The sequence below is a fragment of the Methylomarinovum caldicuralii genome (assembly GCF_033126985.1).
Classification (GTDB): Bacteria; Pseudomonadota; Gammaproteobacteria; order Methylococcales; family Methylothermaceae; genus Methylohalobius; species Methylohalobius caldicuralii.
In genome coordinates this window covers 310,225-334,480 of the sequence record NZ_AP024714.1, presented here as the reverse complement: position 1 = coordinate 334,480, position 24,256 = coordinate 310,225, and the positions used below count along the sequence as shown (strand labels likewise).

At 66.5% G+C, this 24,256-nt stretch carries 23 protein-coding genes and 2 tRNA genes; 14 read left to right on the top strand and 11 right to left on the bottom strand.

The window, feature by feature from the left end:
- Positions 1-13 precede the first annotated feature (13 nt).
- From MCIT9_RS01740 to MCIT9_RS01710, 7 genes are read right to left on the bottom strand one after another with little or no spacing between them, the layout of a single operon-like run.
- Positions 14-754 carry a septal ring lytic transglycosylase RlpA family protein gene (locus MCIT9_RS01740; RefSeq protein ID WP_317705712.1) on the bottom strand — a complete coding sequence of 247 codons (741 nt, stop codon included), beginning with the start codon at positions 752-754 and terminating at the stop codon, positions 14-16.
- A complete protein-coding gene (gene mltB, locus MCIT9_RS01735; RefSeq protein ID WP_317705711.1) occupies positions 751-1,731 on the bottom strand; it encodes a lytic murein transglycosylase B in 981 nt (326 codons plus the stop codon). The genes MCIT9_RS01740 and mltB overlap by 4 nt, the downstream gene beginning before the upstream one ends.
- Positions 1,731-2,849: a rod shape-determining protein RodA gene (rodA, locus tag MCIT9_RS01730; RefSeq protein ID WP_317705710.1), complete on the bottom strand. Its 1,119-nt coding sequence runs from the start codon at positions 2,847-2,849 to the stop codon at positions 1,731-1,733. The genes mltB and rodA overlap by 1 nt, the downstream gene beginning before the upstream one ends.
- The gene (gene mrdA, locus MCIT9_RS01725) at positions 2,846-4,681 is read right to left on the bottom strand and encodes a penicillin-binding protein 2 (RefSeq protein ID WP_317705709.1); all 1,836 of its coding nucleotides are present in this window, start codon (positions 4,679-4,681) and stop codon (positions 2,846-2,848) included. The genes rodA and mrdA overlap by 4 nt, the downstream gene beginning before the upstream one ends.
- A 1-nt stretch (position 4,682) precedes the next feature.
- A complete protein-coding gene (gene mreD / locus MCIT9_RS01720; RefSeq protein WP_317705708.1) occupies positions 4,683-5,171 on the bottom strand; it encodes a rod shape-determining protein MreD in 489 nt (162 codons plus the stop codon).
- Positions 5,155-6,024 carry a rod shape-determining protein MreC gene (mreC, locus tag MCIT9_RS01715; RefSeq protein ID WP_317705707.1) on the bottom strand — a complete coding sequence of 290 codons (870 nt, stop codon included), beginning with the start codon at positions 6,022-6,024 and terminating at the stop codon, positions 5,155-5,157. Before mreC ends, mreD begins: the two co-directional genes overlap by 17 nt.
- 12 nt (positions 6,025-6,036) lie before the next feature.
- Positions 6,037-7,080, bottom strand: coding sequence for a rod shape-determining protein (locus MCIT9_RS01710; protein WP_317705706.1), 1,044 nt, complete (start codon positions 7,078-7,080; stop codon positions 6,037-6,039).
- Positions 7,081-7,276: 196 nt separating this feature from the next.
- Between MCIT9_RS01710 and MCIT9_RS01705 the strand changes: the two genes are divergently transcribed.
- From MCIT9_RS01705 to purD, 11 genes are all read left to right on the top strand, one after another.
- Positions 7,277-8,551: an IS1380 family transposase gene (locus MCIT9_RS01705; protein ID WP_317705705.1), complete on the top strand. Its 1,275-nt coding sequence runs from the start codon at positions 7,277-7,279 to the stop codon at positions 8,549-8,551.
- Positions 8,552-8,832: 281 nt separating this feature from the next.
- Positions 8,833-9,120 (top strand): Asp-tRNA(Asn)/Glu-tRNA(Gln) amidotransferase subunit GatC, encoded by a 288-nt coding sequence (gene gatC, locus MCIT9_RS01700; RefSeq protein WP_317705704.1) that lies wholly within the window; start codon positions 8,833-8,835, stop codon positions 9,118-9,120.
- 20 nt (positions 9,121-9,140) lie between these two features.
- Entirely contained in the window at positions 9,141-10,592 is a 1,452-nt protein-coding gene (gene gatA / locus MCIT9_RS01695; protein WP_317705703.1) for an Asp-tRNA(Asn)/Glu-tRNA(Gln) amidotransferase subunit GatA, read from the top strand.
- Between the two features lie 24 nt (positions 10,593-10,616).
- Positions 10,617-12,053, top strand: a complete 1,437-nt coding sequence (gatB, locus tag MCIT9_RS01690; protein ID WP_317705702.1) for an Asp-tRNA(Asn)/Glu-tRNA(Gln) amidotransferase subunit GatB — start codon at positions 10,617-10,619, stop codon at positions 12,051-12,053.
- Position 12,054: 1 nt separating this feature from the next.
- Positions 12,055-13,818, top strand: coding sequence for a tetratricopeptide repeat protein (locus MCIT9_RS01685; protein WP_317705701.1), 1,764 nt, complete (start codon positions 12,055-12,057; stop codon positions 13,816-13,818).
- The gene (locus tag MCIT9_RS01680) at positions 13,815-14,114 is read left to right on the top strand and encodes a J domain-containing protein (protein ID WP_317705700.1); all 300 of its coding nucleotides are present in this window, start codon (positions 13,815-13,817) and stop codon (positions 14,112-14,114) included. The genes MCIT9_RS01685 and MCIT9_RS01680 overlap by 4 nt, the downstream gene beginning before the upstream one ends.
- On the top strand, positions 14,107-14,721 hold the full coding sequence (locus MCIT9_RS01675) for a nucleotide exchange factor GrpE (protein WP_317705699.1): 615 nt from the start codon (positions 14,107-14,109) through the stop codon (positions 14,719-14,721). The genes MCIT9_RS01680 and MCIT9_RS01675 overlap by 8 nt, the downstream gene beginning before the upstream one ends.
- A gap of 3 nt (positions 14,722-14,724) precedes the next feature.
- Complete coding sequence (locus MCIT9_RS01670; protein WP_317705698.1) at positions 14,725-16,428, top strand: Hsp70 family protein; 1,704 nt, start codon at positions 14,725-14,727, stop codon at positions 16,426-16,428.
- Complete coding sequence (locus MCIT9_RS01665; protein ID WP_317705697.1) at positions 16,428-17,084, top strand: GxxExxY protein; 657 nt, start codon at positions 16,428-16,430, stop codon at positions 17,082-17,084. The genes MCIT9_RS01670 and MCIT9_RS01665 overlap by 1 nt, the downstream gene beginning before the upstream one ends.
- Positions 17,071-17,499 (top strand): YMGG-like glycine zipper-containing protein, encoded by a 429-nt coding sequence (locus MCIT9_RS01660; RefSeq protein ID WP_317705696.1) that lies wholly within the window; start codon positions 17,071-17,073, stop codon positions 17,497-17,499. The genes MCIT9_RS01665 and MCIT9_RS01660 overlap by 14 nt, the downstream gene beginning before the upstream one ends.
- 21 nt (positions 17,500-17,520) lie before the next feature.
- A complete protein-coding gene (gene purD / locus MCIT9_RS01655) occupies positions 17,521-18,798 on the top strand; it encodes a phosphoribosylamine--glycine ligase (protein WP_317705695.1) in 1,278 nt (425 codons plus the stop codon).
- Here purD and MCIT9_RS01650 read toward each other — a convergent pair.
- The gene (locus MCIT9_RS01650) at positions 18,788-20,113 is read right to left on the bottom strand and encodes a M18 family aminopeptidase (protein WP_317705694.1); all 1,326 of its coding nucleotides are present in this window, start codon (positions 20,111-20,113) and stop codon (positions 18,788-18,790) included. The two genes, purD and MCIT9_RS01650, sit on opposite strands and share 11 nt — an antisense overlap.
- Positions 20,100-20,642 (bottom strand): O-acetyl-ADP-ribose deacetylase, encoded by a 543-nt coding sequence (locus MCIT9_RS01645; protein WP_317705693.1) that lies wholly within the window; start codon positions 20,640-20,642, stop codon positions 20,100-20,102. Before MCIT9_RS01645 ends, MCIT9_RS01650 begins: the two co-directional genes overlap by 14 nt.
- Positions 20,643-20,710: 68 nt before the next feature.
- Between MCIT9_RS01645 and MCIT9_RS01640 the strand changes: the two genes are divergently transcribed.
- Positions 20,711-20,786 (top strand) — tRNA-Gly (locus MCIT9_RS01640).
- 48 nt (positions 20,787-20,834) lie between these two features.
- Positions 20,835-20,908, top strand: a tRNA-Cys gene (locus MCIT9_RS01635).
- A 372-nt stretch (positions 20,909-21,280) separates the two neighbouring features.
- On the opposite strand, the gene ntrC is transcribed toward MCIT9_RS01635, so the two are convergent.
- Both ntrC and glnL read right to left on the bottom strand, forming a co-directional pair.
- Positions 21,281-22,681, bottom strand: coding sequence for a nitrogen regulation protein NR(I) (gene ntrC, locus MCIT9_RS01630; protein WP_479724338.1), 1,401 nt, complete (start codon positions 22,679-22,681; stop codon positions 21,281-21,283).
- On the bottom strand, positions 22,662-23,729 hold the full coding sequence (glnL, locus tag MCIT9_RS01625) for a nitrogen regulation protein NR(II) (RefSeq protein WP_317705691.1): 1,068 nt from the start codon (positions 23,727-23,729) through the stop codon (positions 22,662-22,664). Before glnL ends, ntrC begins: the two co-directional genes overlap by 20 nt.
- Before the next feature lie 188 nt (positions 23,730-23,917).
- On the opposite strand from glnL, the gene glnK reads away from it, so the two are divergent.
- Positions 23,918-24,256 (top strand): P-II family nitrogen regulator, encoded by a 339-nt coding sequence (gene glnK / locus MCIT9_RS01620; RefSeq protein ID WP_317705690.1) that lies wholly within the window; start codon positions 23,918-23,920, stop codon positions 24,254-24,256.

Below are 24,256 nucleotides of genomic sequence, written 5' to 3'. Positions count from 1 at the left end.
GATTTCCGGAAATTCAGGGATGGACGATCAGGGTGGCGTTGAGGCCGAGCTGATGCAGTTTACGGTCCAGGGCGGCCAGCTCGGTTTTCGACTGCAGCGGCCCGAGGCGGACGCGATATATGGTTTTGCCGTCCCGGCTGACGGCGGCGAGATGGGGGTTGGGCAGGCGGTGGCGCCTGAGCTGCTGCAGCAGCCGGTCGGCGTTGTCGCGGGCGGTGAAAGCCCCCACCTGCAACAGCCAGGCCCGCCCGGCTGCAGCGGGAGGCTCCAGCGCCCGGATTTCCACCGGGGCGGTGCCGCTTTTGTCGATGCCGAGCTTGACCGCGGCGGCGTAGGAAAGATCGATCAGGCGGTCTGGGTGGAACGGCCCGCGGTCGTTGACCCGGACCACCACCTTGCGGCCGTTGCGCAGATTGGTCACCTCCACGTAGCTGGGGATCGGCAGGGTGCGGTGGGCCGCGGTCATGGCGTACATGTCGTAGGGCTCGCCGCTGGCGGTGGGACGGCCGTGGAACTTCCTGCCGTACCAGGAGGCGATGCCACGGGCGCGGTAGCCTCTGGCGCTGCGCATGACCCGGTAATGCTTGCCGGCGACCCGGTAACTTTCGGGATTGAGCGCCGGGCGGAAGGGCTCGTAGCGGGGCACCGCATCGGTGACGGCGCTCAGATCCCGGGGGTCTTCGGGTGGGCCGTCGGCCTGCTGGAGGCTGCAGCCCGCGAGGATCAGGGCGAGGGGCCAGAGTATCCTTTTCATTGCGCTCCCTCCATGCGCTGCCTGATGGCCTGGCTCAGCTGGTGGACCGCCATGGCGTAGAGGCGGCTGCGGTTGTAGCGGGTGATGACGTAGAAGTTGGGCAGGCCCAGCCACGCTTCCGGGCCGGATTCGCCGTCGAGGACGACGACATTCCCCCGCAGGTCCTTCGGTATGGATTGCTGCGGCAGTTTCAAGCCTTTGGCTTCCAGTTCCGCCAGGGGATATTTGGCTTCCAGGGTTTCGTCCCCGAATTTTGCCGCCTCCGCCGGCAGGGGGAGGGCGACCGGCTGGCCGCCCCGCCAACCGTGTTCGACGAAGTAGTTGGCCACGCTGGCGGCCACATCGGCGGGGTTGGTCCAGATGTCGCGCTTGCCGTCGCCGTCGAAATCGGCGGCATAGCGGCGATAGCTCGAGGGCATGAACTGGGGCCAGCCCATCGCCCCGGCGTAGGAACCCACCGGTTCGGTGGGCGGCAATCGTTCCTCCCGGGTCAGCAGGAAGAACTGTTCCAGTTCGCGGCGGAAGAACGGGGCCCGGCGTGGATAGGAAAACCCCAGGGTGGCGAGGGCGTCGAGCACCCTGAAACCGCCGGTGCGGGTGCCGTAGAAGGTTTCCACGCCGAGAATGGCGACCACGACCTCGGGTGGAACGCCGTACTTTTGCGCCACCTGATCGAGCAGCCGGCGGTGCCGGCGCCAGAATTCGACCCCGCCGGCGATGCGCTCCTCGGTGAGGAAGATCTTGCGGTAACGGTGCCAGGGCAGCCCTTCCGCCGGGCGCTGGATGGCTTTCAGGATGCCGGCATCGATCCGGGCCTGTTCCAGCGCTTGGGTGAGGGTGTCGCGGTCGAGGCCGTGGCGGGCCGCCATCGTGTCGATGAACTGCCGGGCCTCGGGATATTCAGCGAGCGGGAGGCCGAAGGCCGGGGCGGCGGCCAAGACCAGGGCGAGCAGGTTGCAGCGGGCGGCGGCGTTCATCAGGAAGGCACCAGTTTGCGATGGGTGTGCAGGGACATCATGATACCAAAGCCCGCCATCAGGGTGACCATCGAGGTGCCGCCATAGCTGACCAGCGGTAGCGGCACCCCCACCACCGGCAGCAGGCCGATGACCATGCCGACGTTGACGAACACGTAGACGAAAAAGGTCAGGGCCAGGCCGCCGCACAACAGGCGGCTGAAGGTGTCCTGGGCCTCCAGGGCCATGGCCATACCGCGGCCGACGATGAACAGGTACAGCCCCAGCAGGGCGGTGCAGCCGACGAGGCCGAATTCCTCGGCCAGCACCGCGAAGATGAAGTCGGTATGCGGTTCCGGCAGGAATTCCAGATGGGATTGGGTGCCGCCGAGCCAGCCCTTGCCCTGGAGGCCGCCGGAGCCGATGGCGATCTTGGCCTGGATAGTGTGATAACCGCGTCCCAGGGGATCCTGCTCCGGATTGAGGAACATCAATACCCGGTCGCGCTGATAATCGTGCAGCAGCATCCACACGACCGGCAGGGCGGCGAGCACGGTGCCGGCGAGCACCGCCAGCAGCCGCCACGAGACGCCGGCATAGAATACCACCGCCCCGCCTGCCGTGGCCACCAGCAGGGCGGTGCCCAGGTCCGGCTGTTTGGCGATCAGCAGCACCGGCAGCGCGATCCACAGCCCCGCCCAGGCCAGGGTTTTCAGCCCCGGCGGCAGCGGTTGCTGGGCCAGGAAGCGAGCCACCAGCATGGGGGTGAAAATCTTGACGAATTCCGAGGGCTGGAAGCGGACGAATCCCAGATCCAGCCAGCGCCGGGCGCCCTTGCCCACATCCCCGACCCCAAGCACCGCGACCAGCAGCACGATGCCGACGGCGTACAGGTAGGGACTCCAGCGATAGAGGGTACGGGGGTGGACCTGTGCCAGTGCCAGCATGACCGTGAAGGCGATGCCGAGGCGGGCCGCCTGTTTATAGACCAGCACCGGATTGCCGCCGCCGGCGCTGTAAAGGATCAGCAGACCGGTGCCGGCCAGCAGCAAAAGCCCTCCCAGCAGCCAGGGGTCGATGTGCAGGCGCAGCCACAGGCTGCGCGATGGGGTCGAATAGGTGTCCAGGGTGGCGTTCATGGCTGGTTGAGATGATGGAGAATGAGACGGCGGGCGATGGGGGCGGCCACCGAGCCGCCGTGGCCGGCGTGTTCGGCGATCACCGCCACCGCGATCCTGGGGTGGTCCGCCGGGGCGAAGGCGATGAACAGGGCGTGGTCGTGGAGTTCCTTGGCGAGCTTGCTGGCCCGGTATTCCTCGTCCTGTTTCACCGTGAACACCTGGGCGGTGCCGGTCTTGCCGGCGATGAGGAAGTCCAGATCCTTGCCGATGCGGCGGGCGGTGCCGCGGGGGCCGTGCACCACCGCGATCATGGCGTCGACGATGGTGTGGAGGTGGCGGGGATCGAGGGCAATGCGGCCTTCGCCGGGATCCGGGAACAGCGGCGCCGAGCGCTCCCCGCTGACCTGGTAAGCGGCGACATGGGGACGGATGAGCCGGCCCCGGTTGGCCAGGGCGGCCACCGCCCGGGCCAGCTGCAGGGGCGTCACCTGCAGGAAGCCCTGGCCGATGCCGGCGATCAGGGTTTCCCCCGGATACCAGGGCTGGTGGAAAACCTTGCGTTTCCAGTCCCGTGACGGCAACAGCCCGGCCTTTTCCCCCACCAGATCGATGCCGGTGCGGCGGCCGAAGCCGAAGCGGTCCAGGAAATCGTGGAGGCGGTCGATGCCGAGGTTGTGGGCCAGATCATAGAAATAGACGTCGCACGACTGGGCGATGGCGTCTTTGAGGTCGATCCGGCCGTGGCCCCATTTCTTCCAGTCGCGGTAACGGTGCGAGACGCCGGGAAGCTGGTAGTAGCCGGGGCAGAAGATCTCCCGGTGGGCGTCGATGACCCCGTATTCCAGCCCCGCCAGCCCCACAAACGGTTTGATCGTGGAGCCGGGCGGATAGCGGCCCCGCAGGGTGCGGTCGAACAGGGGGCGGTCGGGGGAGCGTTGCAGCGCCTGGTATTCCTGACGGCGGATGCCGTAGACGAAGGCGTTGGGGTCGAAGCCCGGTTTGCTCACCAGGGCCAGTACCTGGCCGCTGGCCGGTTCGATGGCGACCACGGCGCCGTTGTGCTCCCCCAGGCCCTCATAGGCGAGACGCTGCAGATCGATGTCCAATCCCAAGTGGAGATCGGCGCCGGGGCGGGGATCAACCTCACGCAGCACCCGCAGCGCGCGGCCGCGGGCGTTGGTTTCGATCTCGGCATAGCCGGCCTGGCCGTGGAGCAGGTCCTCATAGGCGCGTTCGATGCCGATCTTGCCGATGTGGGTGGTGCCGCGGTATTCAGCCGGATCGAGACGTTTGAGCTCGCGTTCGTCGATGCTGCCGACGTAGCCCACCACGTGGGAGGTCAGTTCCCCGTAAGGATAATGACGCACCAGCCGGGCGTGGATGTCGACGCCGTGGAAGAAAGGCCTGCGGGCCGCGAAGCGCGCCACTTCGGCGTCGCTCAGATGGAGCTTCAAGGGGATGCTGTCGAAGCGCCGGTGGCGCCGCAGCTGCTGGCGGAAACGGGCGATCTCCTCCGGGGTGACGGCGAGCAGCCGCTGCAGGCGGGCGAGGGTCGCTTCCATGTCCTCAACCTGCTCGGGCACGATTTCCAGACTGTAGACCGGGACGTTTTCCGCCAGGATGCGGCCGTGGCGGTCGTAGATCAGCCCGCGGGTCGGGGGCAGGGGCGCGATCTTGACCCGGTTGTCGCGGGCCAGCATGGCGTAGTGTTCGTGGCCGAAGATCTGGAGGTAGACCAGACGGGCGACGAGCGCCAGGGTCAGCGCCAGCACCACGGCGGCGGACGTCAGGATCCGCTGCCGGAACAGGCGGTTTTCATGAACGGCGTCTTTGAGGCGGAAATGCGCCATGTCAGCCCAGAAAGCGGTGTTTCAGGCGGCGGCACAGGGTTAGAACCAGTGGCCAGGCCAGCGTGCCCGTCAGTGATGGGAGCCAGTAGGTCCAACGCAGTCCGCTTCGTCCCTGCAGGAACTGGAAACAGAAAGTCATGAGCTGGGCGGCGAGGAGAAAGGCCAGAACCAGCAGCATCTGCTGGCTGAGCGGAAAGACGCGCAGGCGGGCGTGGAAACGGACGCAGATGAAGGCGGCGACCGCATAGACGAGGGCGTGCTGCCCCAGCAGGCTGGCGGTGGCGGCATCGGTCCAAAGGCCGACGATCCAGGCCAGCCCCACCCCAAGCCGCTGCGGCAGAGCCAGGCTCCAGTAGATCAGCGCCAGCATCACCCAGTCGGGATTGAAGGGGACGATGGCCTCGGGCAGGGCCAGCAGCCGCAGCCACAGCGCGCCGACCAGGGTCGCCGCGATCAGGGGATAGGGACTGGGTTCAGGGGCGGGCTGCATCGGCGGTCGGCGGCAGGAACGGGGAAGGTGTGTTCTGGCTCCAGGTGATGAGGACCTCGCGGATGCGGTCGAGGGCGGTGGTTGGTTTGGCCTCTACCCTGGCGAAGTGTTTGCCCGGTTGCGGCGCGACCGTCGTGACCCGGGCCACCGGATAGCCCTGGGGGAACACCCCGCCGAGGCCGGAGGAAACCAGCAGGTCGCCGGGGCGGATGTCCACGTTGTTGGGCAGGTTGGGCAGCACGAGACGGTCGTACTCGCCGCTGCCGACGGCGATGGCGCGCAGACCGTTGCGGTTGACCTGGACCGGAATGGCGTGGTTGGGATCGGTGATCAGCAGCACCTCCGCCGTCAGCGGCGTGACGCGCACCACCTGACCCACCACGCCGTCGACGCTCACAACCGGCTGGCCCACGTGCACCCCGAACTGGCTGCCCTTGTTGACCAGCACCCGATGCTCGTAGGGAACCAGGTTGACCGCCAGCAGCTCGGCCACCAGCATCTGCTCGCCCAGTTTGAAGGAGTTGTCCAGAAAGGCGCGCAGGCGGTCGTTTTCCTTCTTAAGTGCCTCGTACTTGAGGGTGCGTCGTTTGAGTTCGGCGACCTGGCGTTTGAGGGCCCGGTTTTCTGCCACCAGCACCTGATGCGCGGCCAGCTGTTCGGCCAGCGCCTTTCCAATCCGGGCCGGCGTGCTGGCAAGCCACTGGACCGGATAGGCGGTCAGCGCCAGTCCCTGGCGCAGCCGGTCGAGATGGCGGTGGTGGTCCGCCGCCATCAGGGCGAGCGAAGCGATCACGCATAGCGCCAGCCGGGCCGGAAGCGACGGGCCGCGGGTGAAGATGGGTTTAGCGGTCAAGGTGCGGTGCCGTCATTCCAGGGCGAAAGCGGCCGGTCCCTTTGCGTCTATCCGTTCCAGAATGGTGCCGCCGCCGCGGGCGACGCAGGTGAGGGGATCCTCGGCGATGGAAACCGGCATGCCGGTCTCCTCGGCGATCAGGCGGTCGAGATCCTGAAGCAGCGCGCCGCCGCCGGTGAGGACGATGCCCTGTTCGGCGACGTCGGCGCCCAGATCCGGCGGGGTCTGCTCCAGGGCCACCCGCACCGCGCCGACGATTCCGGCCAGCGGTTCCTGCAGGGCCTCGAGGATCTCGTTGCTGTTGAGGGTGAAGCTGCGCGGCACGCCCTCGGCCAGGTTGCGGCCGCGGACCTTGATTTCCCTGACCTCGGTGCCGGGATAGGCGCTGCCGATGGCATGCTTGATCTTCTCGGCGGTGGCCTCCCCGATGAGGGTGCCGTAGTTGCGGCGCACGTAGTTGATGATGGCCTCGTCGAACTTGTCGCCGCCGATGCGCACCGACTGGGAATAGACGATGCCGTTGAGGGAGATCACCGCCACCTCGGAGGTGCCGCCGCCGATGTCGATGACCATTGAGCCGCGCGGCTCGTCCACCGGCAGGCCGGCGCCGACCGCGGCCGCCATCGGTTCCTCCACCAGATAAACCTCGCGGGCGCCGGCCCCAAGGGCCGATTCCTTGATCGCCCGCCGCTCCACCTGGGTGGAGCCGCAGGGCACGCAGATCAGCACCCGGGGGCTGGGTTTGAGCAGCTTGCTCTCGTGCACCTTGTGGATGAAGAACTGGAGCATCTTCTCGGTGACGGTGAAGTCGGCGATGACGCCGTCCTTAAGCGGGCGGATGGCGGTGATGTTGCCCGGCGTGCGCCCCAGCATCTGCTTGGCCTCCTGGCCGACGGCGGCGATGGTCTTGTTGCCGCGGAGCTTTTCCTCGCGGATGGCGACGACCGAAGGCTCGTTGAGGACGATGCCCTGGCCGGGAATGTAGATCAGGGTGTTGGCGGTGCCGAGGTCGATGGAAAGGTCGTTGGAGAAAAAGCCGCGCAGATGTTTGAACATGGACTTTTGACCTGAGAAATGGCGTTACTTTAACAACCGGATAGGGGATCGGGCAAGGGATGGATTATCATACCTTGATCCCCGGATAGGTCTGGGACCCTAGCAGAGAAAAGGCGCACGCTGCAGGGAGTTACGGCAAAATGCCAGGTAAGCAAACCCACACCCCACAGGTGCGCCGATGACAAGCCTACAACCAATGCCCGCCAAGATCGAGATCGACTTCACCGACGAGAAGCTGACCAGCCATGGGGGATGGATATTTCTCGGTCGCTTGTTCAATCGGTTGAGGCTCGGTGAGCGCATCGGAGAGACACTTCGCCTGAAGCAACGCGCCCGTGGCGCGAGTGATGCGCAGATGCTGTTATCGCTGGTGGCTTCCCAGGTGGCCGGTGGTGGGGCGTTGTCGGATGTGGACGTCTTGCGGGTCGATGCGGTGGGAAAGCGGTTGCTGGGGTTGTCGGAAGTGCCTGACAGCCGGAGATTAGGCGAGTATCTCTGCCGTTTCGATGCCCACTCGATCGAACGCTTGGAGTTGCTGGTGCAATCGGTGGCCGCTGAGGTGATGCCGGCGGTCATTGCTCATGAACTCGATCAGCGAGGTTATCTTCCTCTGTTCGTCGATGGCAGCGCCATCGAGGTGTCGGGACCTTTATTCGAGCAAGCGGCCAAGGGCTACAACGGCCAGGATCAATACTGGCTGCATGGCGTCTTCCTCGGCACCGCCTGGGGCGCGGCCCGGTTGCATCCGGGCGGCGTGTCGGTCACGGAGGGCTGGCGGGAACAGCTGGCCGCGGTGGCGTCCTGGATCGCACCAGAAACCCCGGTGTGGGTTCATGTGGACAATGCCTATTACAGCAAGGACTTCGTCGAGGACTGCCATCGCCGGGGCTGGGACTACTCCATCAGCGTCACGCACGAAGGCTTTCGGCGCCCGGTGCTCGACTCGATCGAGGGTCTGACCGACGAGGCCTGGACCGACATTGGACTGGGGGAAGAGGCGACGCTGACCTACCATCGTCCCCAGGGGTGGCGGGAACATCCCTATGTGGTGATCCGTCGGACCCATGACGGCGCACAGAAACGCCTTCAGCCGGCCTATACCGTCATCCTGGTCTCACGTGACGATCTGCCAGTGGACGAACTGGTGCGTCGGCATCGCCAGAAACAAGGCCAGGAAAATGCCTTCAAGGGGCCGTTGATCGATCTCGATCTGCATCATCCACCCTGCCGCGCCTTCCATGCCAATCAGGCCTATTACCTGTGTGGCCAGCTGGCCCAGTTGTTGTTACGGATGATCCAGTATCAGCTGTTGCCGCCGAAGGCCAGAGGGCATGGCATTCGTCCCTTGATCCGCCATCTGATCCGTTCCACGGCACGCCTGGTCTGCCATGCCCGACGCTGGCGGCTGGACTTCGCCAAGACAGCCTTCCGGCTCGACTGGCTGTACTACGCCAGTTGTCAGTTGGAATAGCCATCCCTTCGCTGCTTGAGTTGTCTTTACTCCGTCGATGCGCCACCTGCGCAGAATGGCGCTTGTCTTGAGCACGCCTGCGGCCCGGTAAGCAGCCCCGCAGTGGCACCTTTTTCACCCTCAGAGATGCCCACCGCCCTGCCTCGAGAGCATTTTTAGAGATAACCACATCTGTATCATGGTAATACAGACCCATTTCCCGCAGGTTGCAGGCTTATCAGGGAATCTGGGTTATCATATGCGGTTGCTGCATGAAAAACGCTTTCGAGCAGGAGTCCGTCATGTCCCTTTCCATCGAAGAAGTCAAGCAGATCGCCTGGCTGGCCCGCATCGGCATCGACGACGGGGCCGCCGCCAAGTACGCCCACGACCTGTCCGGAATCCTGGACTTCGTCGCCCAGATGAACGCCGTCGATACCGAATCCGTCGAGCCCATGGCCCATCCCCTCGACCTGCCGCAGCGGCTGCGGCCCGATGAGGTCACAGAACCGAACCAGCGGGAAAAGTTCCAGGCTGTCGCCCCGGCGGTGGCAAACGGCCTGTATCTGGTGCCCAAAGTCATCGACTGAACTTAATTCCAAGGAGCGCCATGCACACCAAAACCCTGGCCGAACTGGCCCAAGGACTGAAAAACAAGGAATTTTCCAGCCGTGAGCTGAGCGGGCATTTTCTCGCCCGCATTGAGCGCCACCAGCCGCAGCTCAACGCCTTCATCACCGTCACCGCCGAGCGGGCTCTCGCCGATGCGGAGGCCGCCGACGCCAGGCTGGCCAAAGGCGAGGGCGGGCCGCTCACCGGCATCCCCCTGGCGCAGAAGGATATCTTCTGCACCGACGGCATCCGCACCAGCTGCGGCTCCAGGATGCTCGACAATTTCCCCGCCCCCTACGATGCCACCGTGGTGCGGCGGCTGGCCGAGGCCGGCACCGTGCTACTGGGCAAGCTCAACATGGACGAGTTCGCCATGGGCTCGTCCAACGAGACCAGCTATTACGGCCCGGTGCGGAACCCCTGGAATCCGGAGCGGGTGCCCGGCGGTTCCTCCGGCGGCTCGGCGGCGGCGGTGGCGGCAGGTCTGGTGCCGGCGGCCACCGGCACCGACACCGGCGGTTCCATCCGCCAGCCGGCGGCCTTCTGCGGCATCACCGGGCTCAAGCCCACCTACGGGCGGGTGTCGCGCTGGGGGATGATCGCCTTCGCCTCCAGTCTCGACCAGGGCGGTCCCATGGCCCGCAGCGCCGAGGACTGCGCCCTGCTGCTGCAGGCTATGGCCGGCTTCGACGAACGTGACTCCACCAGCGTGGACGCGCCGGTGCCCGACTACGCCGCCGCCCTCGACCTGGACCTGAAGGGTCTGAAAATCGGCCTGCCGACCCAGTTCTTCCGGGATCTCGATGCCAAAATGGCCCGGGTGCTGGAGGCGGCCGTCGCCGAATACCGAAAACTGGGGGCCGAGTTCCGGGACATCGATCTGCCCAACATCGGCCTGTCGGTGCCGGCCTACTACGTCATCGCCCCGTCGGAGTGCTCCTCCAACCTGGCCCGTTACGACGGGGTGCGCTACGGCTACCGCTGCGAAGATCCCAAGGATCTCGAGGACCTTTACCTGCGCACCCGCGCCGAAGGTTTCGGCGCCGAGGTCAAGCGCCGCATCCTCATCGGCACCTACGCCCTGTCGGCCGGTTACTACGACGCCTATTACCTCAAGGCCCAGAAGATCCGCCGCCTGATCGCCGACGACTTCAAGCGCGCCTTCGAGGAAGTGGACCTGATCCTCGGGCCCACCACCCCCACCCCGGCCTTCCGTCTCGGGGAGAAAACCGGCGACCCCTTGTCCATGTATCTGTCGGACATCTACACCATCGCCGTCAACCTCGCCGGGCTGCCGGGGATATCGCTGCCGGCCGGTTTCATCGACGGCCTGCCGGTGGGCATGCAGCTGATCGGCGCCTATTTCGACGAGGCCCGCCTGCTCGGCGCCGCCCACCGTTATCAACAGGTGACCGACTGGCACCGGCGCCTGCCGGAAGCCTTCGCCTGAACCAATCGCAGAGGAATCGACACGATGGAATGGGAACCTGTCATCGGGCTGGAGATCCACGTCCAGCTCCTTACCAAATCCAAGATCTTCTCCGGGGCTTCCACCGCCTACGGGGCCGAGCCCAACACCCAGGCCTGCGCCCTGGACCTGGGGATGCCCGGTACCCTGCCGGTGCTCAACGAAAGGGCGGTGCGCCTGGCGGTCCGGTTCGGGTTGGCGGTGGAGGCGGAAATCGCCCGGAGGTCAGTGTTCGCGCGCAAGAACTACTTCTACCCCGACCTGCCCAAAGGCTATCAGATCAGCCAGTACGAGCTGCCGGTGGTGGGCAAGGGCCATCTGATGATCCATCTGGACGGCCGGGAAAAGCGCATCGGCATCACCCGCGCCCATCTGGAAGAAGACGCCGGCAAGTCCCTGCACGAGGATTTCCAGGGCCTGACCGGCATCGACCTCAACCGCGCCGGCACCCCGCTGCTGGAGATCGTCTCCGAGCCGGACCTGCGCTCGCCGCAAGAGGCGGTCGCCTACATGAAGAAGCTGCACCAGCTGGTGGTGTGGCTCGGCATCAGCGACGGCAACATGCAGGAAGGATCGTTCCGCTGTGACGCCAACGTCTCGGTGCGGCCGAAGGGGGCGGCGAAATTCGGCACCCGCACCGAAATCAAGAACGTCAACTCGTTCCGCTTCGTCGAGCGGGCGATTGCCTACGAGATCGAACGTCAGATCGAAGTGCTCGAATCGGGCGGCACCATCGTCCAGGAGACCCGTCTCTATGACGCCGACAAGGATGAAACCCGTCCCATGCGCACCAAGGAGGAAGCCAACGACTATCGTTACTTCCCTGACCCCGATCTTTTGCCCCTGGTCATCAGCGACGACTTCATCGACGAAGTGCGCCGGGAGCTGCCGGAGCTGCCGGAGCAGCGCTACCACCGCTTCATCGACCAGTACGGTCTCAAACCTTGCGATGCCGAGGTGCTCACCGCCACCCGCGGGATTTCCGACTACTATGAGCAGGTGGTCAGAGAATCGGGCGTCGATCCCAAACTGGCCGCCAACTGGGTCATGGTGGAGCTGTCCGGCGCCCTCAACAAGGCCGGCCTCGACATCGTGGCGAGCCCGGTGAGCGCCGACCGCCTCGCCGGTCTCCTCAAACGTGTCGCCGACAACACCATCTCCGGCAAGATTGCCAAGCAGGTGTTCGAGCTGATGTGGGAGACGGGCAAGGACGCCGATACTCTGATCGATGAGAAAGGCCTCAAACAGATCACCGATACCGGTGCCATCGAAAAGATCATCGACGAGGTGATCGCCGCCAATCCCAAACAGGTGGAACAGTACCGCGCCGGCAAGGACAAGCTGTTCGGCTTCTTCGTCGGCCAGGTGATGAAGGCCACCGGCGGCAAGGCCAATCCCAAACAGGTCAACGAACTGCTGCGGAAGAAGCTGCAGGAAGGCTGAGATGGATGCGCGGCGGCAGGTGCTGTTGGCCCTGGCCGGCGACGAGGTGCCGCCTGACTCGCCCCTGGCGCGGCATCTGCCGGCCGCCCGAGCCGCTCTCTATGCCTTCTGCCGGGGGGACGATGCGGCCATGGAGGCGGCGCTCAAGCAGCTTCCCTTTCGCTCTCCTTACCGGGACCTGCGTTGGTGGTTGGCGGCGCTGGCCTGTCAGCCCCGGGAGGAGCATCGGGCCGAAGCATGGCTGGCGCGCATCGGCCCGGATTCGCCTTTCCGGGAACCGGCCCGGCTGACGCCGCCATTCCTGAAATCCCTGCGCCCTGCGGAGACCGACGACGAGGCGCTGTTCCGCCGGCCACTGGCCCGCGCCCGGGAGGATGACGATCCGTCCTGGCAGAATCTGCTGAAGCAGCTGCTGGTCCACTGTCCCCAGTGCCGGGAAGATTACGAGCGCCATTTCGGCCCCCTGGACGAGGCGGACCGCCTGCGCCTGCAGGCTTTGCATCTGGAGCGTTACGGCGATCCCCGGGAAGCCTTCCAGACCTGGGTCCAGCTGGGCAAAGTCTATCAGACCCGAGGGGATCGCCTTGAGGCCGCGGCCGTGGCCCGGCACCGGGCCGAGCTGGCGCGGCGACATTTCGGACCGGGGGCCGAGGAGATCGAACAGAGTCTGATTCCGGCCTGCCAGCTGGATCCCGGATGCCGCCAAAGCTGGCAGGATCTGGCCGATTACTACCGCCTGCGCGGGGACCGGCAACGCCGCCGCCGGGTGCTGGAGGCGGCCCTGGAGGCATTCCCGGATGACGACGCCTTCCTGACCGCCCTGGCGGAGGCGGCCTTCGAGCGCGGTGCCTACAAGAAGGCCATCCGCCTGTTCGGCCGGGTTCTGGCCCGCAATCCTCTCGACCGCGAGGCGCGCCGCCGTCTGTTCGATGCCGTCGTCGCCCAGGTGGGCAGGCAGCTGGCGGCCGGCCGCAGCGATCTGGCGCGCAAGGAAGTGGCCGCCGCCGAACCTTTGGCCGAGACGCCCAAGGACCGCGCCCGCTGGCTGGCCCTGGAAGGCATCATCCGCCAACAGGCGGGACTGGCCTCGGCGGAAATCCAGTTTTACCGTGCCCGCGAGCAGGTACCGGCGCCCTGGGGGGACTGGCTCATCGCCCTGCTGCAGATCCGCCTGGGGCGGCCGGAAGCCGAACTCCAGATTCAGCGCAAGGCATTGAAGCAGGCGATGGACCTGGCCGCCCGGCAGCCGCCTGACAAGACCCAGGTGCTGGCTCTGCTTGATGAGGCGGCCGTGGTGGCGGCACAGCATCCGGAAGCCGTCTCGCGCCTGTTTTCAGTCAGCGGGCGCTACTTCAGGCGGGCGCTGACGCTGTCCTGGACCTGGGATGAACTGCGGGACTTGGGCGAACGTTTGCTGACCTTGGAGTGCTGGCAATGGCTGCGGGATCTGGTGCGCCGGCACCCGGCCTGGGGCGAAGGTGATCCCCGGCTGGTTTATTGCGATCTGGCGGCCAAGAGCCGCGGGGTTCCCGGCAATCTGGATCTCATCGAGGTGCAGCGCCTGGTGCGGGCATCGGAAACGGCGGCCGTCCAGGGACAGGATTGGCTGATCCCCCGCATCGACGCTTTGCTGGCGGCCAATCCCGCTCCGCCGGTGCCGGCGGAGGTGCCGGTTTCCGTGCCGGCCCCGCAGTCGCCTGCGGAAATGCTCGAAACCGCCCGTGTATGGGTGATGGACTGGATCAAAAGCGTGAGATCGAAATGAAACCACTGGACCCTTATGTCGTGCTGCAGGTGGGGCCGGAGGCCGATGACGAAACCATCCGCCGCGCCTATTTGGATCAGGTGCGCCGGCATCCTCCCGAACGGGATCCCGAAATCTTCCGGCAGATCCAATGGGCCTACGAGCAGATCAGGGACGAACGCAGCCGCATCCACCACCGGCTGTTCCACGTGATGGAACCGGAGGAGATCGCCGCGGCGTTGCCAGCCGGTCGTCCTTCCCTGGCGCAACTGCGGGCGCTGTTGCGAGACTGCGCCCAGGTGCAGGACGATGGATAGGGCTGAACTGCTGGCGGCCTTCGAGCGTCTGCTCGAGGAGCAGCCCGAGCCGCCGGAAGCGGAAGTCGGCCTGGCCCAATTGTTGACCGAAATGGCGGCGCTGCGCACCGAGGTCCGCGGCGAACGCCGTCAGGCCAGACAGGCGCTCACCAGCCTGCAGCAGGCAGTGGAAACCCTGACGCGGGAAAGCGCCCGTCACGAGGATGAGATCGCCCGCGCCCAACGCCGCGCCCTCGAACCTCTGCTTCGGGAAGTGCTCGACTGGCGCGACCGTTTCGCCGCCGGGGTCGAGGCCCTGGAGCGCTGGCGTCCCGGCTGGTTCCGGCGCTGGCTGCTGGGAAAGGAACTCGAGCGACTGCTGGCCATCATAGCAGGACAGCGCCTGACGCTGACGCGCCTCGATCAGGCCCTGGCGGGCATGGACGTGCACCGCCTTGAAACCCTCGACCGGCCCTTCGAGCCCCATTGCATGCGGGTGGCGGAAGTGGTGCACGATGCCGGCCGCCCGGCGGGCGAAGTGGTGGCCGAGATCCGGTCCGGCTACCGCTGGGGCGGGGAAATCCTGCGGCCGGCGGAAGTCGTCGTCAACCGAACGGAACAGGAGTAAAGCATGACCGACATCATCGGCATCGACCTCGGCACCACCAATTCCGAGGTCGCGGTGCTGGAGAACGGCCGTCCCAAGGTGCTGACCGATGCGGCAGGAAACGCGCTGCTGCCTTCGGTGGTCGGCATCGATGACCAAGGCCGGCTCCTGGTGGGCGAGCCGGCCCGCAACCAGCATCCCCTCTATCCCGAGCGCACGGTCAAGTCTGTCAAGCGCCACATGGGCAGCGACACCCGCTTCCACCTTGGGGGACAGGACTATACGCCTCAGGAGATTTCCGCCATCCTGCTGCGGACCCTGAAACAGCGCGCCGAGGACCATCTGGGCCGGCCGGTGACCCGGGCGGTCGTCACCGTGCCGGCCTATTTCAACGACGCCCAGCGCCAGGCCACCCGCGAGGCCGGTGAGATCGCAGGGCTGACGGTGGAGCGGCTGCTCAACGAGCCCACCGCCGCCGCCCTGGTGTACGAAAGCGATCTCGATCGTCCCCGTCAGGTGCTGGTGTACGATCTCGGCGGCGGCACCTTCGACGTCTCCATCGTCCGTATCCAGCACGGTGTGGTGGAAGTGATCGCCAGCCACGGCGACAACCGCCTCGGCGGTGACGACTTCGACCGTGAGCTGGTGGAACTGCTGGCGGAACGGATCCAGCAGGAAAGCGGCGTGGACGTGCGCAACGATCGCAGGATCATGGTCCGCCTGCTGCGGGTGGCGGTGACGGCCAAGCACGCCCTCTCCGAGCGGCCGTTCGTGGCGATCCGCGAAGAATTCCTGTTCGAACGCGACGGCACCCCCTGGCACCTCCACACCGAAGTGGCCCGCGATGAATACGAGGCCCTCATCGCCCCCTACCTCGACCGCACCCTGGAGGCGGTCCACACCGTCCTCAAGAGCGCCGGGCTGGGCAGCGGCGACATCGAGGAAGTCCTGCTGGTCGGCGGCGCCACCCGCACCCCGCTGGTGAGCGAGCGCCTCGAGGCCGTCCTCGGTCAGACCCCGAAGGCCACCGTCGATCCGGACCTGTGCGTCGCCATGGGGGCGGCGGTGCAGGCCGGGATGCTCGCCGGGGAGACGGTGGCCTCGGTGCTGGTGGACGTCACCCCCTACACCTTCGGCACCGGCGCTCTGGGAGAGCTGGACGGCCGGCCGCATCCCAACGTGTTCGTGCCCCTGATCCGCAAGCACACGCCCCTGCCCGCCTCCAAGAGCGAGGTGTTCTACACCGTCCGCGACGGTCAAACCCGCGTGGATGTACGCGTCTATCAGGGGGAGGATCCGGAGGCCGACAACAACACTTTGGTGGGCGAGTTCAGCGTCGAGGGGCTGCGGGGGGTGGCCGACGATCCGGTGGTGCTGCGCTTCGATCTCGACACCGACGGCATCCTCCAGGTGACCGCCACGGAGAAAGCCACCGGCCTGGAGAAAAGCGTCCGCATCGAACGCGCCGTGCCACCGCTGGACCGTCGGGCGCTCGGCGCTGCCCGCGAGCGCGTCGCCGGCCTGCTGGGGGAAACGGCTGCAAGACCCTACGCGCAAACATTGCTCGCCCGCGCCGAACGGCTGTTGCCCCAGCTCGAGGGGGAAAACCGTGAAGACCTGGAAACCCTCAGCCAGGCGCTGCGCGAGGCGCTGGAGGCCGGGGACGAACAGGCGGTTTCCCGGGCCGAAGCAGCCCTGGAAGACCTCCTCTATTACCTGGAGTCCTGATGGACCGCTGTCCCGTCTGCCGCGCCCACCTCACCGATCCGGTCTGTCCCCGCTGTGGCAGCGATTTCACCACCGCCGAGCAGGCCTGCCGCCAGGCCCGGGCCCTGATGCGCCAGGCCGTGGAACAATTGCAGGCGGGGGAGCCGGCCCAGGCCCGCCACCTGCTGCAGCGGGCCAGACAGCTGGATGGCGCGGACGAACTGGGCGTCTGGCTGGCGGCATTGCTGGAGCGCCCCTGGCAGTATGCCGCCCCGGCGGACGCCCGCCTGCAGGCGTTGGCTAAGGGGATGTGGCAGGCTGCCTGCCGGGTGCGTCACGCACTGGGGCCGGGATTGCGAACGCCCGTGTACCGGGCGGCGCTGACCCTGGAGCTGGCCAACCGGTCGCTGCCCTTCCGCGCCGACGTGGCGGTGGAAGCCGAGTACGGCGGTGGGCGTTTTTCGACGCCTTACCGCATCGACTGGCTGCTCGACGGCCGCCTTGCCGTGATTCTCACGGAAGCCGATAATCTCCCCCAATGCATCCGTGATCTCAGCGCCATCGTCCGTCTCGTCGGCCTGGAGGCCGGCCTGTGGCTGCACTGCGGCGGCGCGGCGGTGGCACTGGGCTGGGTGCTTCCCGCAACGATACCGGAGGAGAAGCATGTGGCAGCGTAAGATGATCGCCGGACTCGTGCTCGGCAGCTTTCTGATGCTGACCGGCGCCTGTACCACCAATCCCTACACCTATCAGGGCGGGACCACCGGAGCGGCCATCGGAGCGGCGGCCGGGGCCTTGATCGACAAACACAACCGCTGGCGCGGCGCTGTGATCGGCGGCGCCCTGGGAAGCGCTCTGGGGGCGCTCACCACCGAGATCGCCGCCCGTGCCGCCCGCGAGGCGGCGATGAGCAACCGGCCGGTGGCTTACCAGAGCACCGACGGCTGGCAGCGGGTCGAGGCCCAGCCGCTGGGCTACGACGCCAAGACCCGCTGCCACAAGGTCCACGAGCGGATTTGGCAGGGAGGGCGGTTGGTGAAGGACCGCATCCGCGAGGTCTGCGAAGGCGAAAAATTCACACCGGGATACTGACACGACAAGGGAGAACGCGCATTGAAAATACTGATCGTCGGCAGCGGCGGCCGTGAGCACGCCCTGGCCTGGAAGATGGCCCGCTCCACCGGGGTGAAGCGGGTCTATGTGGCGCCGGGCAATGCCGGCACCGCCCTGGAGCCCAACATCGACAACGTAGCCATCGGCGCCACCGATCTGCCTGATTTGGCCGATTTCGCCGCCTCCGAGGGCATCGATCTCACCGTCGTCGGCCCCGAGGCGCCGCTGGTGGCCGGGATCGTCGACGTGTTCCGCCAGCGGGGGTTGCGCTGCTTCGGCCCGACCCGGGCGGCCGCCCGCCTCGAGGGCTCCAAGGCCTTCTGCAAGGACTTCATGCAGCGCCACGGCATTCCCACCGCCCGGTATGCGACTTTCACCGAGCCGGAGGCGGCCATCGCCCACATCCGTCGCTGTGGGGCGCCCATCGTGGTCAAGGCCGACGGTCTGGCCGCCGGCAAGGGAGTGGTGGTGGCCCGCAGCGAAGACGAGGCCATCGCCGCGGTGCGCGACATGATGGCCGCAGGTGTGTTCGGCGAGGCCGGCCGCCGGGTGGTGGTAGAGGAGTTCCTCGAAGGCGAGGAGGCCAGCTTCATGGTCATGGCCGACGGCGAGAACATCCTCACCCTGGCCACCTCCCAGGACCACAAGCCGCTGCTTGACGGCGACCGCGGCCCCAACACCGGCGGCATGGGGGCCTATTCGCCGGCGCCGGTCGTCACCCCGGAAATCCAGCGGCGCATCCTCGACGAGGTTATCCATCCCACCATCGCCGGCATGGCTAGCGATGGCGTGCCCTACACCGGCTTCCTCTACGCCGGGCTGATGATCACCCCCGCCGGTGAGCCCAAAGTGCTGGAGTTCAACTGCCGCATGGGCGACCCGGAAACCCAGCCGATCCTGATGCGGCTGCGCGGCGATCTGGCGGAAATGTGCCTGGCCGGGGTCGAAGGCAATCTGGCCGGCCTGGATCCCGAATGGGATCCCCGCTTCGCCCTCGGGGTGGTGATGGCGGCGGCGGGCTATCCCGGCAAGGTCCGCACCGGCGACGTCATCGAGGGCCTGCCCGCCGAGGAGCGCGATGACCTCAAGGTGTTCCACGCCGGCACCCGGCTGGTGGACGGCAAGGTGGTCACCGCCGGCGGCCGGGTGCTGTGCGTCACCGCCCTGGGAGGAACCGTTGCCGAGGCCCGGCGCAAGGCTTACGCCTGGGTGGAACGCATCCACTGGCCCGGCGTGCAGTACCGCCGGGACATCGGGTGGCGGGCGCTCAACCGCTGACCGGCAGCAGCGGGCAGGCGAAGAAACGTTCCAGCACCCGGATCATCCAGGCGTGATCGACGACCCCGGCGCTCTCGCGCACGCTGTGCATGGCCCACAGGGGATTGCCCACGTCGATGCTGCGCACCCCGAGCCGGGCCGAGGTCAGGGGGCCGATGGTGGAGCCGCAGGGCAGATCGGTGCGGTGGACGTAATGCTGCCACGGCACTTCGGCCTCCTCGCACCAGCCGATGAACAGGGCCTGTGACAGAGCTTCGGTGGTGTAGCGCAGGTTGGCGTTGGTCTTGATGACCGGGCCGCCGTTGACCCGGACTTTGTGTTCGCCGTCGTAGCCCTGGGGAAAATTGGGCTGATAGGCGTGGGCCATGTCGGCGCTGACGAGGAAACTGGCGGCCAGCGCCTGCTGGCGGGCCGGGCCGTCCAGCCCCAGGGCGGCGCCGATGCGTTCCAGCACGTCGCGCAGGAAGGCGCCGGCGGCGCCCTTGAAGCTTTCCGAACCCACCTCCTCGTGGTCGAACAGGGCGCAGACCCGGGTCGCGGCGGTTTCCTCCTCGGCGATCAGGGCGCGGATGGCGGCGTGGCAGGAGGCCAGGTTGTCGAGGCGGGCGGCGGCGAGGAATTCCTGCGCCGGTCCCCAGAAGGCCCCCTTGTGGGTGTCGTACACGGACAGCTCCCAGCTGACGATGGCCTCCGGTCCGCACTCGAGCCGCTCGGCCAGCAGTTGGCGGAAGCGCGCCTGCGGCGGCAGCTCGTCGGCGAGCACTTCCAGCAACAGGGGCAGTTCGGTCTGTCTGTCCAGCTTCAGTCCTTCGTCGTTGACCTTGCGGTTCATGTGGATGGCGAGGTTGGGCAGCCGCAGCAGCGGTGCGCCAAAGTCCACCAGGCACACGCTCGGCGGTTCGGACCGCAGCACTACCCGGCCGGCCAGGCTCAGATCGCGGTCGGTCCAGGTGGCCAGGATCGGCGAACCATAGACCTCCACCCCCAGGCGCAGCATGGGATCGGCGGCATGGGGTGCCTGGGGCTTGAGGCGCAGCCCGGGTGAGTCGGTGTGGGCGCCGACGAGGCGGAAACCGGCGCGGACCGGGTCGTCGTTGCCGACGATGAAGGCGATCAGGGAGGAGTCGTCCCGCAGCACGTAATGGCGCCCCCCCGGTGCCAGGATCCAGGGGCTGCGTTCGTCGAGGGCGCTGAAGCCTTCCTCCTCCAGCCATTCCACCAGGGCGGCGGCGGCGTGCCAGGGGGTGGGGGAGGCGTCGATGAAGCGCAGCAGGTGCTGGGCGGGACGGCGCAATTCCGGATCAATCGAGGGCATCGGGGCATTCCTCCTTCAGGGCTTGGCGGTAGGCGCGATAGGTATGATCGTCGAAGCATACCAGATACACCGCCTCGATCTGCGGCTGGCTTTGCAGTCCTTCGCGCAGGGTGCGGATGGCGATGCGCGCCGCCCGCTCCACTGGAAAGCCGTAGGCGCCGCAGGAAATGGCGGGAAAGGGGAGGGTGCGGACGCCGTATTGCTTTGCCAAATGCAGGCATTCGCGGTAACAGGAGGCCAGCAGTTCGTCCTCGCCCCGGTCGCCGCCGTGCCACACCGGGCCGACGGCGTGGAAGACGTATTTGGCCGGCAGGCGGTAGCCTTGGGTCGCCTTGGCCTTGCCGGTGGGGCAGCCGCCCAGTTTGCGGCATTCTTCCAGCAGTTCGGGGCCGGCGGCCCGGTGGATGGCGCCGTCCACGCCCCCGCCACCCAGCAGGGAGGAGTTGGCGGCATTGACGATGGCGTCCACTTCCATGCGGGTGATGTCGCCCTTGACCAGGCGGAATTTGTTGCAGGCCGGATCGGTCATGGTCACCTCCTTATGAAAATCGGGGTTGACAGAAAATCGCTGGTGCTTAAAATAGCACGTCGTTCAACGCGGGAATAGCTCAGTTGGTAGAGCACAACCTTGCCAAGGTTGGGGTCGCGGGTTCGAGTCCCGTTTCCCGCTCCAGTTTCAGGAAGAAGCCGCCGCCATGCGGCTTTTTTCTTCTGTTCTCAAGGCGGCGTGGCAGAGTGGTTATGCAGCGGCCTGCAAAGCCGTGTACGCCGGTTCGATTCCGACCGCCGCCTCCATTCTTCTCCTGCCCTTCCTGCCTTCAGCCAGGAATCCCTGTTTCCGCTACCGCCGTGGCTGCTCTGAGCGCGGTTGGACGATCAAGCGTCCTTCCATGCCCCGTGCCCGCTGACTTTTGAAGAACAAAAACCGCTTGCTGCAATGAACGACTCCCACCAACCATAACGGTATGGCGCGAGTTTCGCGATTTTACGGGAGCGCCGGATTGCCCGGAAGGCTCGCCGGTCTTACCTCCCTTCACGCCTCGGCCGGTTCCCGGCTGCCAATCTGTTCCATGACCCAGGCCATAAGCACCCTGGCGGCATTCTCATCACGAGAACAAGATGCGCCACAAGGGCAATCATGCCAGCATTGCGACAGGGGCTTTTTCTTTACCTGTCCAGTCCCAGTTCGTTGATTTTCCGGGTCAGGGTGTTGCGGCCGTAGCCGAGGAGCCGGGCAGCGTCCTGGCGGTGCCCGCGGGTATGGTTCAGGGCGGTGCGGATGAGGATGCGTTCCGCCTCGGTGATCGCCTCCTTGGCGATGTTGGGGCGCCCCTCGGCCAGCGCCTGTTCGGTCCAGCAGGCCAACGCCTCGGTCCAATGGTCGGTGGCGGGTGCGGTTTCGAGGGTAGGCCGGCGCAGTTCCGGCGGCAAATCTTCCATGTGGACCACGTTGCCCGGGGCCATCACGGTCAGCCAGCGGCACAGGTTTTCCAGCTGGCGCACGTTGCCGGGCCAGTCCAGCCGGCTCAGGAAGGCTTCCACGTCCGGGCGCAGGGTTTTGGCTTCGGTCTGCAGTTCCGCCGCCGCGCGCTTGAGGAAATGGTGCAGCAGCGCGGGGATGTCCTCGCGGCGCTGGCGCAGGGGCGGCAGGGGGATGCGGATGACGTTGAGGCGGTGGTAAAGGTCTTCGCGGAAGCGTCCCTCGGCGACCAGGGTTTCCAGGTTTTGATGGGTGGCGGCGATGATGCGCACGTCCACCTTGCAGGGGGTGTGGGCCCCGAGCGGATAGAATTCCCCTTCGGCCAGGACGCGCAGCAGGCGGGTCTGCAGATCGGCGGGCATGTCGCCGATCTCGTCGAGGAACAGGGTGCCGCCGTGGGCCTGTTCGAAGCGGCCGCTGCGGCGCTGATCGGCGCCGGTGAAGGCGCCTTTCTCGTGGCCGAACAGTTCCGACTCCAGCAAATCCTTGGGGATGGCCGCCATGTTGAGGGCGATGAACGGTCCGCCGGCGCGGGGACTGTGGCGGTGCAGCGCTCGCGCCACCAGCTCCTTGCCGGTGCCGGATTCGCCGGTGATCAGTACGGTGACCGGCGAGCGCGCCAGCCGGCCGATGGCGCGGAAGACGGCCTGCATCGCCGGGGCGGCGCCGATGATTTCCGGGGTGTCGGTTTCCGGCGGGGAGGTCTCGCCGGAGCCGTGTTCCTGACAGGCGCGCCGGACCACCTGCACCATTTCGTCCAGGTCGAAAGGTTTGGGCAGGTATTCGAAAGCCCCGCCGTGGAGGGCGGCGACGGCGCTGTCGAGATCGGAATGGGCGGTCATGACGATGACCGGCAGTTCCGGGTGGCGCTGCCGGATCTGCCGCAGCAGCATCAGGCCGTCGGTGCCCGGCATGCAGATGTCGGTCAGAAGCACGTCGGGGCGGGTGTGGCGCAGCAGGCGCTCGGGTTCCGAGACCTCGGCAAAGGGACAGACTTTGAAGCCGGCCTTGCTCAAGGCTTTTTCCAGTACCCAGCGGATCGACTGATCGTCGTCGATGACCCAGATTTCACGGCTCACGAGGGGAATCCTCCAGGGGCAGATAGACGGAGAAACAGGTATCGCCGGGGCGGGAGCGGTATTCGATCAGGCCGCCGTGGCGGGTGACCAGGGCCTGGGCGATCGACAACCCCAGGCCGGTGCCTTCGGCCTTGCCGGTGATCATGGGGTAGAAGATCCGCTCGCCCAGTTCGGCGGGAATGCCGGGGCCATTGTCGGCAATGTCGACGCGCAGCACCAGGCGGTGCATTCGGCCGCGGATGGTCAGGCGGTGCTCGATGCGGGTCCGCAGTTTGACTTCGCCCTCGCCTGCCACGGCCTGGGCGGCGTTGCGGGCGAGGTTCAGAAACACCTGGATGAGCTGGTCGAAGTCTCCTTCCAGAAGCGGCAGGCTGGGATCGTAGTCGCAGTGGAACGCCAGCGCCGGATATTCGGCCGCCAGCAGCTGGCGGACCCGCTCCAATACCTGATGGATGTTGAGGCGCTGTTTCCGGGGTGGTCGGTGGGGCGTCAGCAGACGGTCGATCAGGGTGCCGAGGCGGTCGGCTTCCTGGAGGATGACATCGGTGTATTCGCGCAGTTGGGGGCTGTCCAGTTCCTGGGCGAGGAGCTGGGCGGCGCCCCGCAGGCCGCCGAGCGGATTCTTGATTTCGTGGGCGAGCCCCCGCAACAGTTGGTTGACGGCGGCCTGCTGGTGTTGGGCCTGGTGGTCGCGGGAAAGGTGGCTGTAATTCTCCACCGGCTCGATCTCGACGATGGCGGCCGCGACCCTGTCTCCTTCGAACAGAGGGGTGATGGTGCAATGCACCGTCTGGGTGCGTTCCCCCTGCTGGAGCGGCACATGGCGCTCGACCAGCGGCGCGCCGGTCTGGAGCGTCGTTCTCAGGTTGCGGGCGAGGTGTTGTCCCAGGGAACCGAACAGGAGGGCGGGCGGTTGGCCGAGCGCCTTGGCGACGCTGGTATCGAGCAGCATTTCCCCGGCAGGATTGAGAAAACGCAGCCGCAGCCCGCGGTCGAACAGCAGCACCGCATTGCCAAGGTTGTCCAGAATCTGGCGATAGAGGTTTTCAGGGTTCATACGGGAATGAAAGCAATATATATGCCTGAAATTTTGCATCGTGCCGGGCATGAGAACGGCCCGGTTGCACCAGACTGGTGCAGCCGGGTGTGCGGAGAGCGGCGGCACGCACGTAGCGGGATTGTTTCCCTTTGGTACGATAGCTGCATCAGCTAGATTGTCTGTCAATATCAGAGTGAGGCATCGTCATGAAATTGGTCACGGCTGTGATTAAACCGTTCAAACTGGATGACGTGCGGGAAGCCTTGTCGGAAGTCGGCATCGCCGGTTTGACGGTGACCGAAGTCAAGGGTTTCGGGCGCCAGAAGGGCCATACCGAATTGTACCGGGGGGCCGAGTATGTGGTGGATTTTCTGCCCAAGGTCAAAATCGAGGTGGCCGTCGCCGACGAGCGATTGGAGCCGGTGCTGGAGGCGATCCAGCAGGCGGCCCGTACCGGAAGGATCGGGGACGGCAAGATCTTCGTCACGCCGCTGGAGGAGGTCGTCCGCATCCGAACCGGGGAAACCGGGCCGGATGCGCTGTAA

Bases quoted from the DNA above. Each gene is read 5' to 3' on its own strand.
- mreD (WP_317705708.1), bottom strand. From the start codon at position 5,171: ATGCAGCCCGCCCCTGAACCCAGTCCCTATCCCCTGATCGCGGCGACC.
- gatB (WP_317705702.1), top strand. From the start codon at position 10,617: ATGGAATGGGAACCTGTCATCGGGCTGGAGATCCACGTCCAGCTCCTT.
- MCIT9_RS01645 (WP_317705693.1), bottom strand. From the start codon at position 20,642: ATGACCGATCCGGCCTGCAACAAATTCCGCCTGGTCAAGGGCGACATC.
- glnK (WP_317705690.1), top strand. From the start codon at position 23,918: ATGAAATTGGTCACGGCTGTGATTAAACCGTTCAAACTGGATGACGTG.
- gatA (WP_317705703.1), top strand. From the start codon at position 9,141: ATGCACACCAAAACCCTGGCCGAACTGGCCCAAGGACTGAAAAACAAG.
- gatC (WP_317705704.1), top strand. From the start codon at position 8,833: ATGTCCCTTTCCATCGAAGAAGTCAAGCAGATCGCCTGGCTGGCCCGC.
- glnL (WP_317705691.1), bottom strand. From the start codon at position 23,729: ATGAACCCTGAAAACCTCTATCGCCAGATTCTGGACAACCTTGGCAAT.
- rodA (WP_317705710.1), bottom strand. From the start codon at position 2,849: ATGAACGCCACCCTGGACACCTATTCGACCCCATCGCGCAGCCTGTGG.
- MCIT9_RS01660 (WP_317705696.1), top strand. From the start codon at position 17,071: ATGTGGCAGCGTAAGATGATCGCCGGACTCGTGCTCGGCAGCTTTCTG.
- MCIT9_RS01685 (WP_317705701.1), top strand. From the start codon at position 12,055: ATGGATGCGCGGCGGCAGGTGCTGTTGGCCCTGGCCGGCGACGAGGTG.
- MCIT9_RS01740 (WP_317705712.1), bottom strand. From the start codon at position 754: ATGAAAAGGATACTCTGGCCCCTCGCCCTGATCCTCGCGGGCTGCAGC.
- MCIT9_RS01665 (WP_317705697.1), top strand. From the start codon at position 16,428: ATGGACCGCTGTCCCGTCTGCCGCGCCCACCTCACCGATCCGGTCTGT.
- MCIT9_RS01680 (WP_317705700.1), top strand. From the start codon at position 13,815: ATGAAACCACTGGACCCTTATGTCGTGCTGCAGGTGGGGCCGGAGGCC.
- MCIT9_RS01710 (WP_317705706.1), bottom strand. From the start codon at position 7,080: ATGTTCAAACATCTGCGCGGCTTTTTCTCCAACGACCTTTCCATCGAC.
- mrdA (WP_317705709.1), bottom strand. From the start codon at position 4,681: ATGGCGCATTTCCGCCTCAAAGACGCCGTTCATGAAAACCGCCTGTTC.
- MCIT9_RS01705 (WP_317705705.1), top strand. From the start codon at position 7,277: ATGCCCGCCAAGATCGAGATCGACTTCACCGACGAGAAGCTGACCAGC.
- MCIT9_RS01650 (WP_317705694.1), bottom strand. From the start codon at position 20,113: ATGCCCTCGATTGATCCGGAATTGCGCCGTCCCGCCCAGCACCTGCTG.
- mltB (WP_317705711.1), bottom strand. From the start codon at position 1,731: ATGAACGCCGCCGCCCGCTGCAACCTGCTCGCCCTGGTCTTGGCCGCC.
- MCIT9_RS01675 (WP_317705699.1), top strand. From the start codon at position 14,107: ATGGATAGGGCTGAACTGCTGGCGGCCTTCGAGCGTCTGCTCGAGGAG.
- MCIT9_RS01670 (WP_317705698.1), top strand. From the start codon at position 14,725: ATGACCGACATCATCGGCATCGACCTCGGCACCACCAATTCCGAGGTC.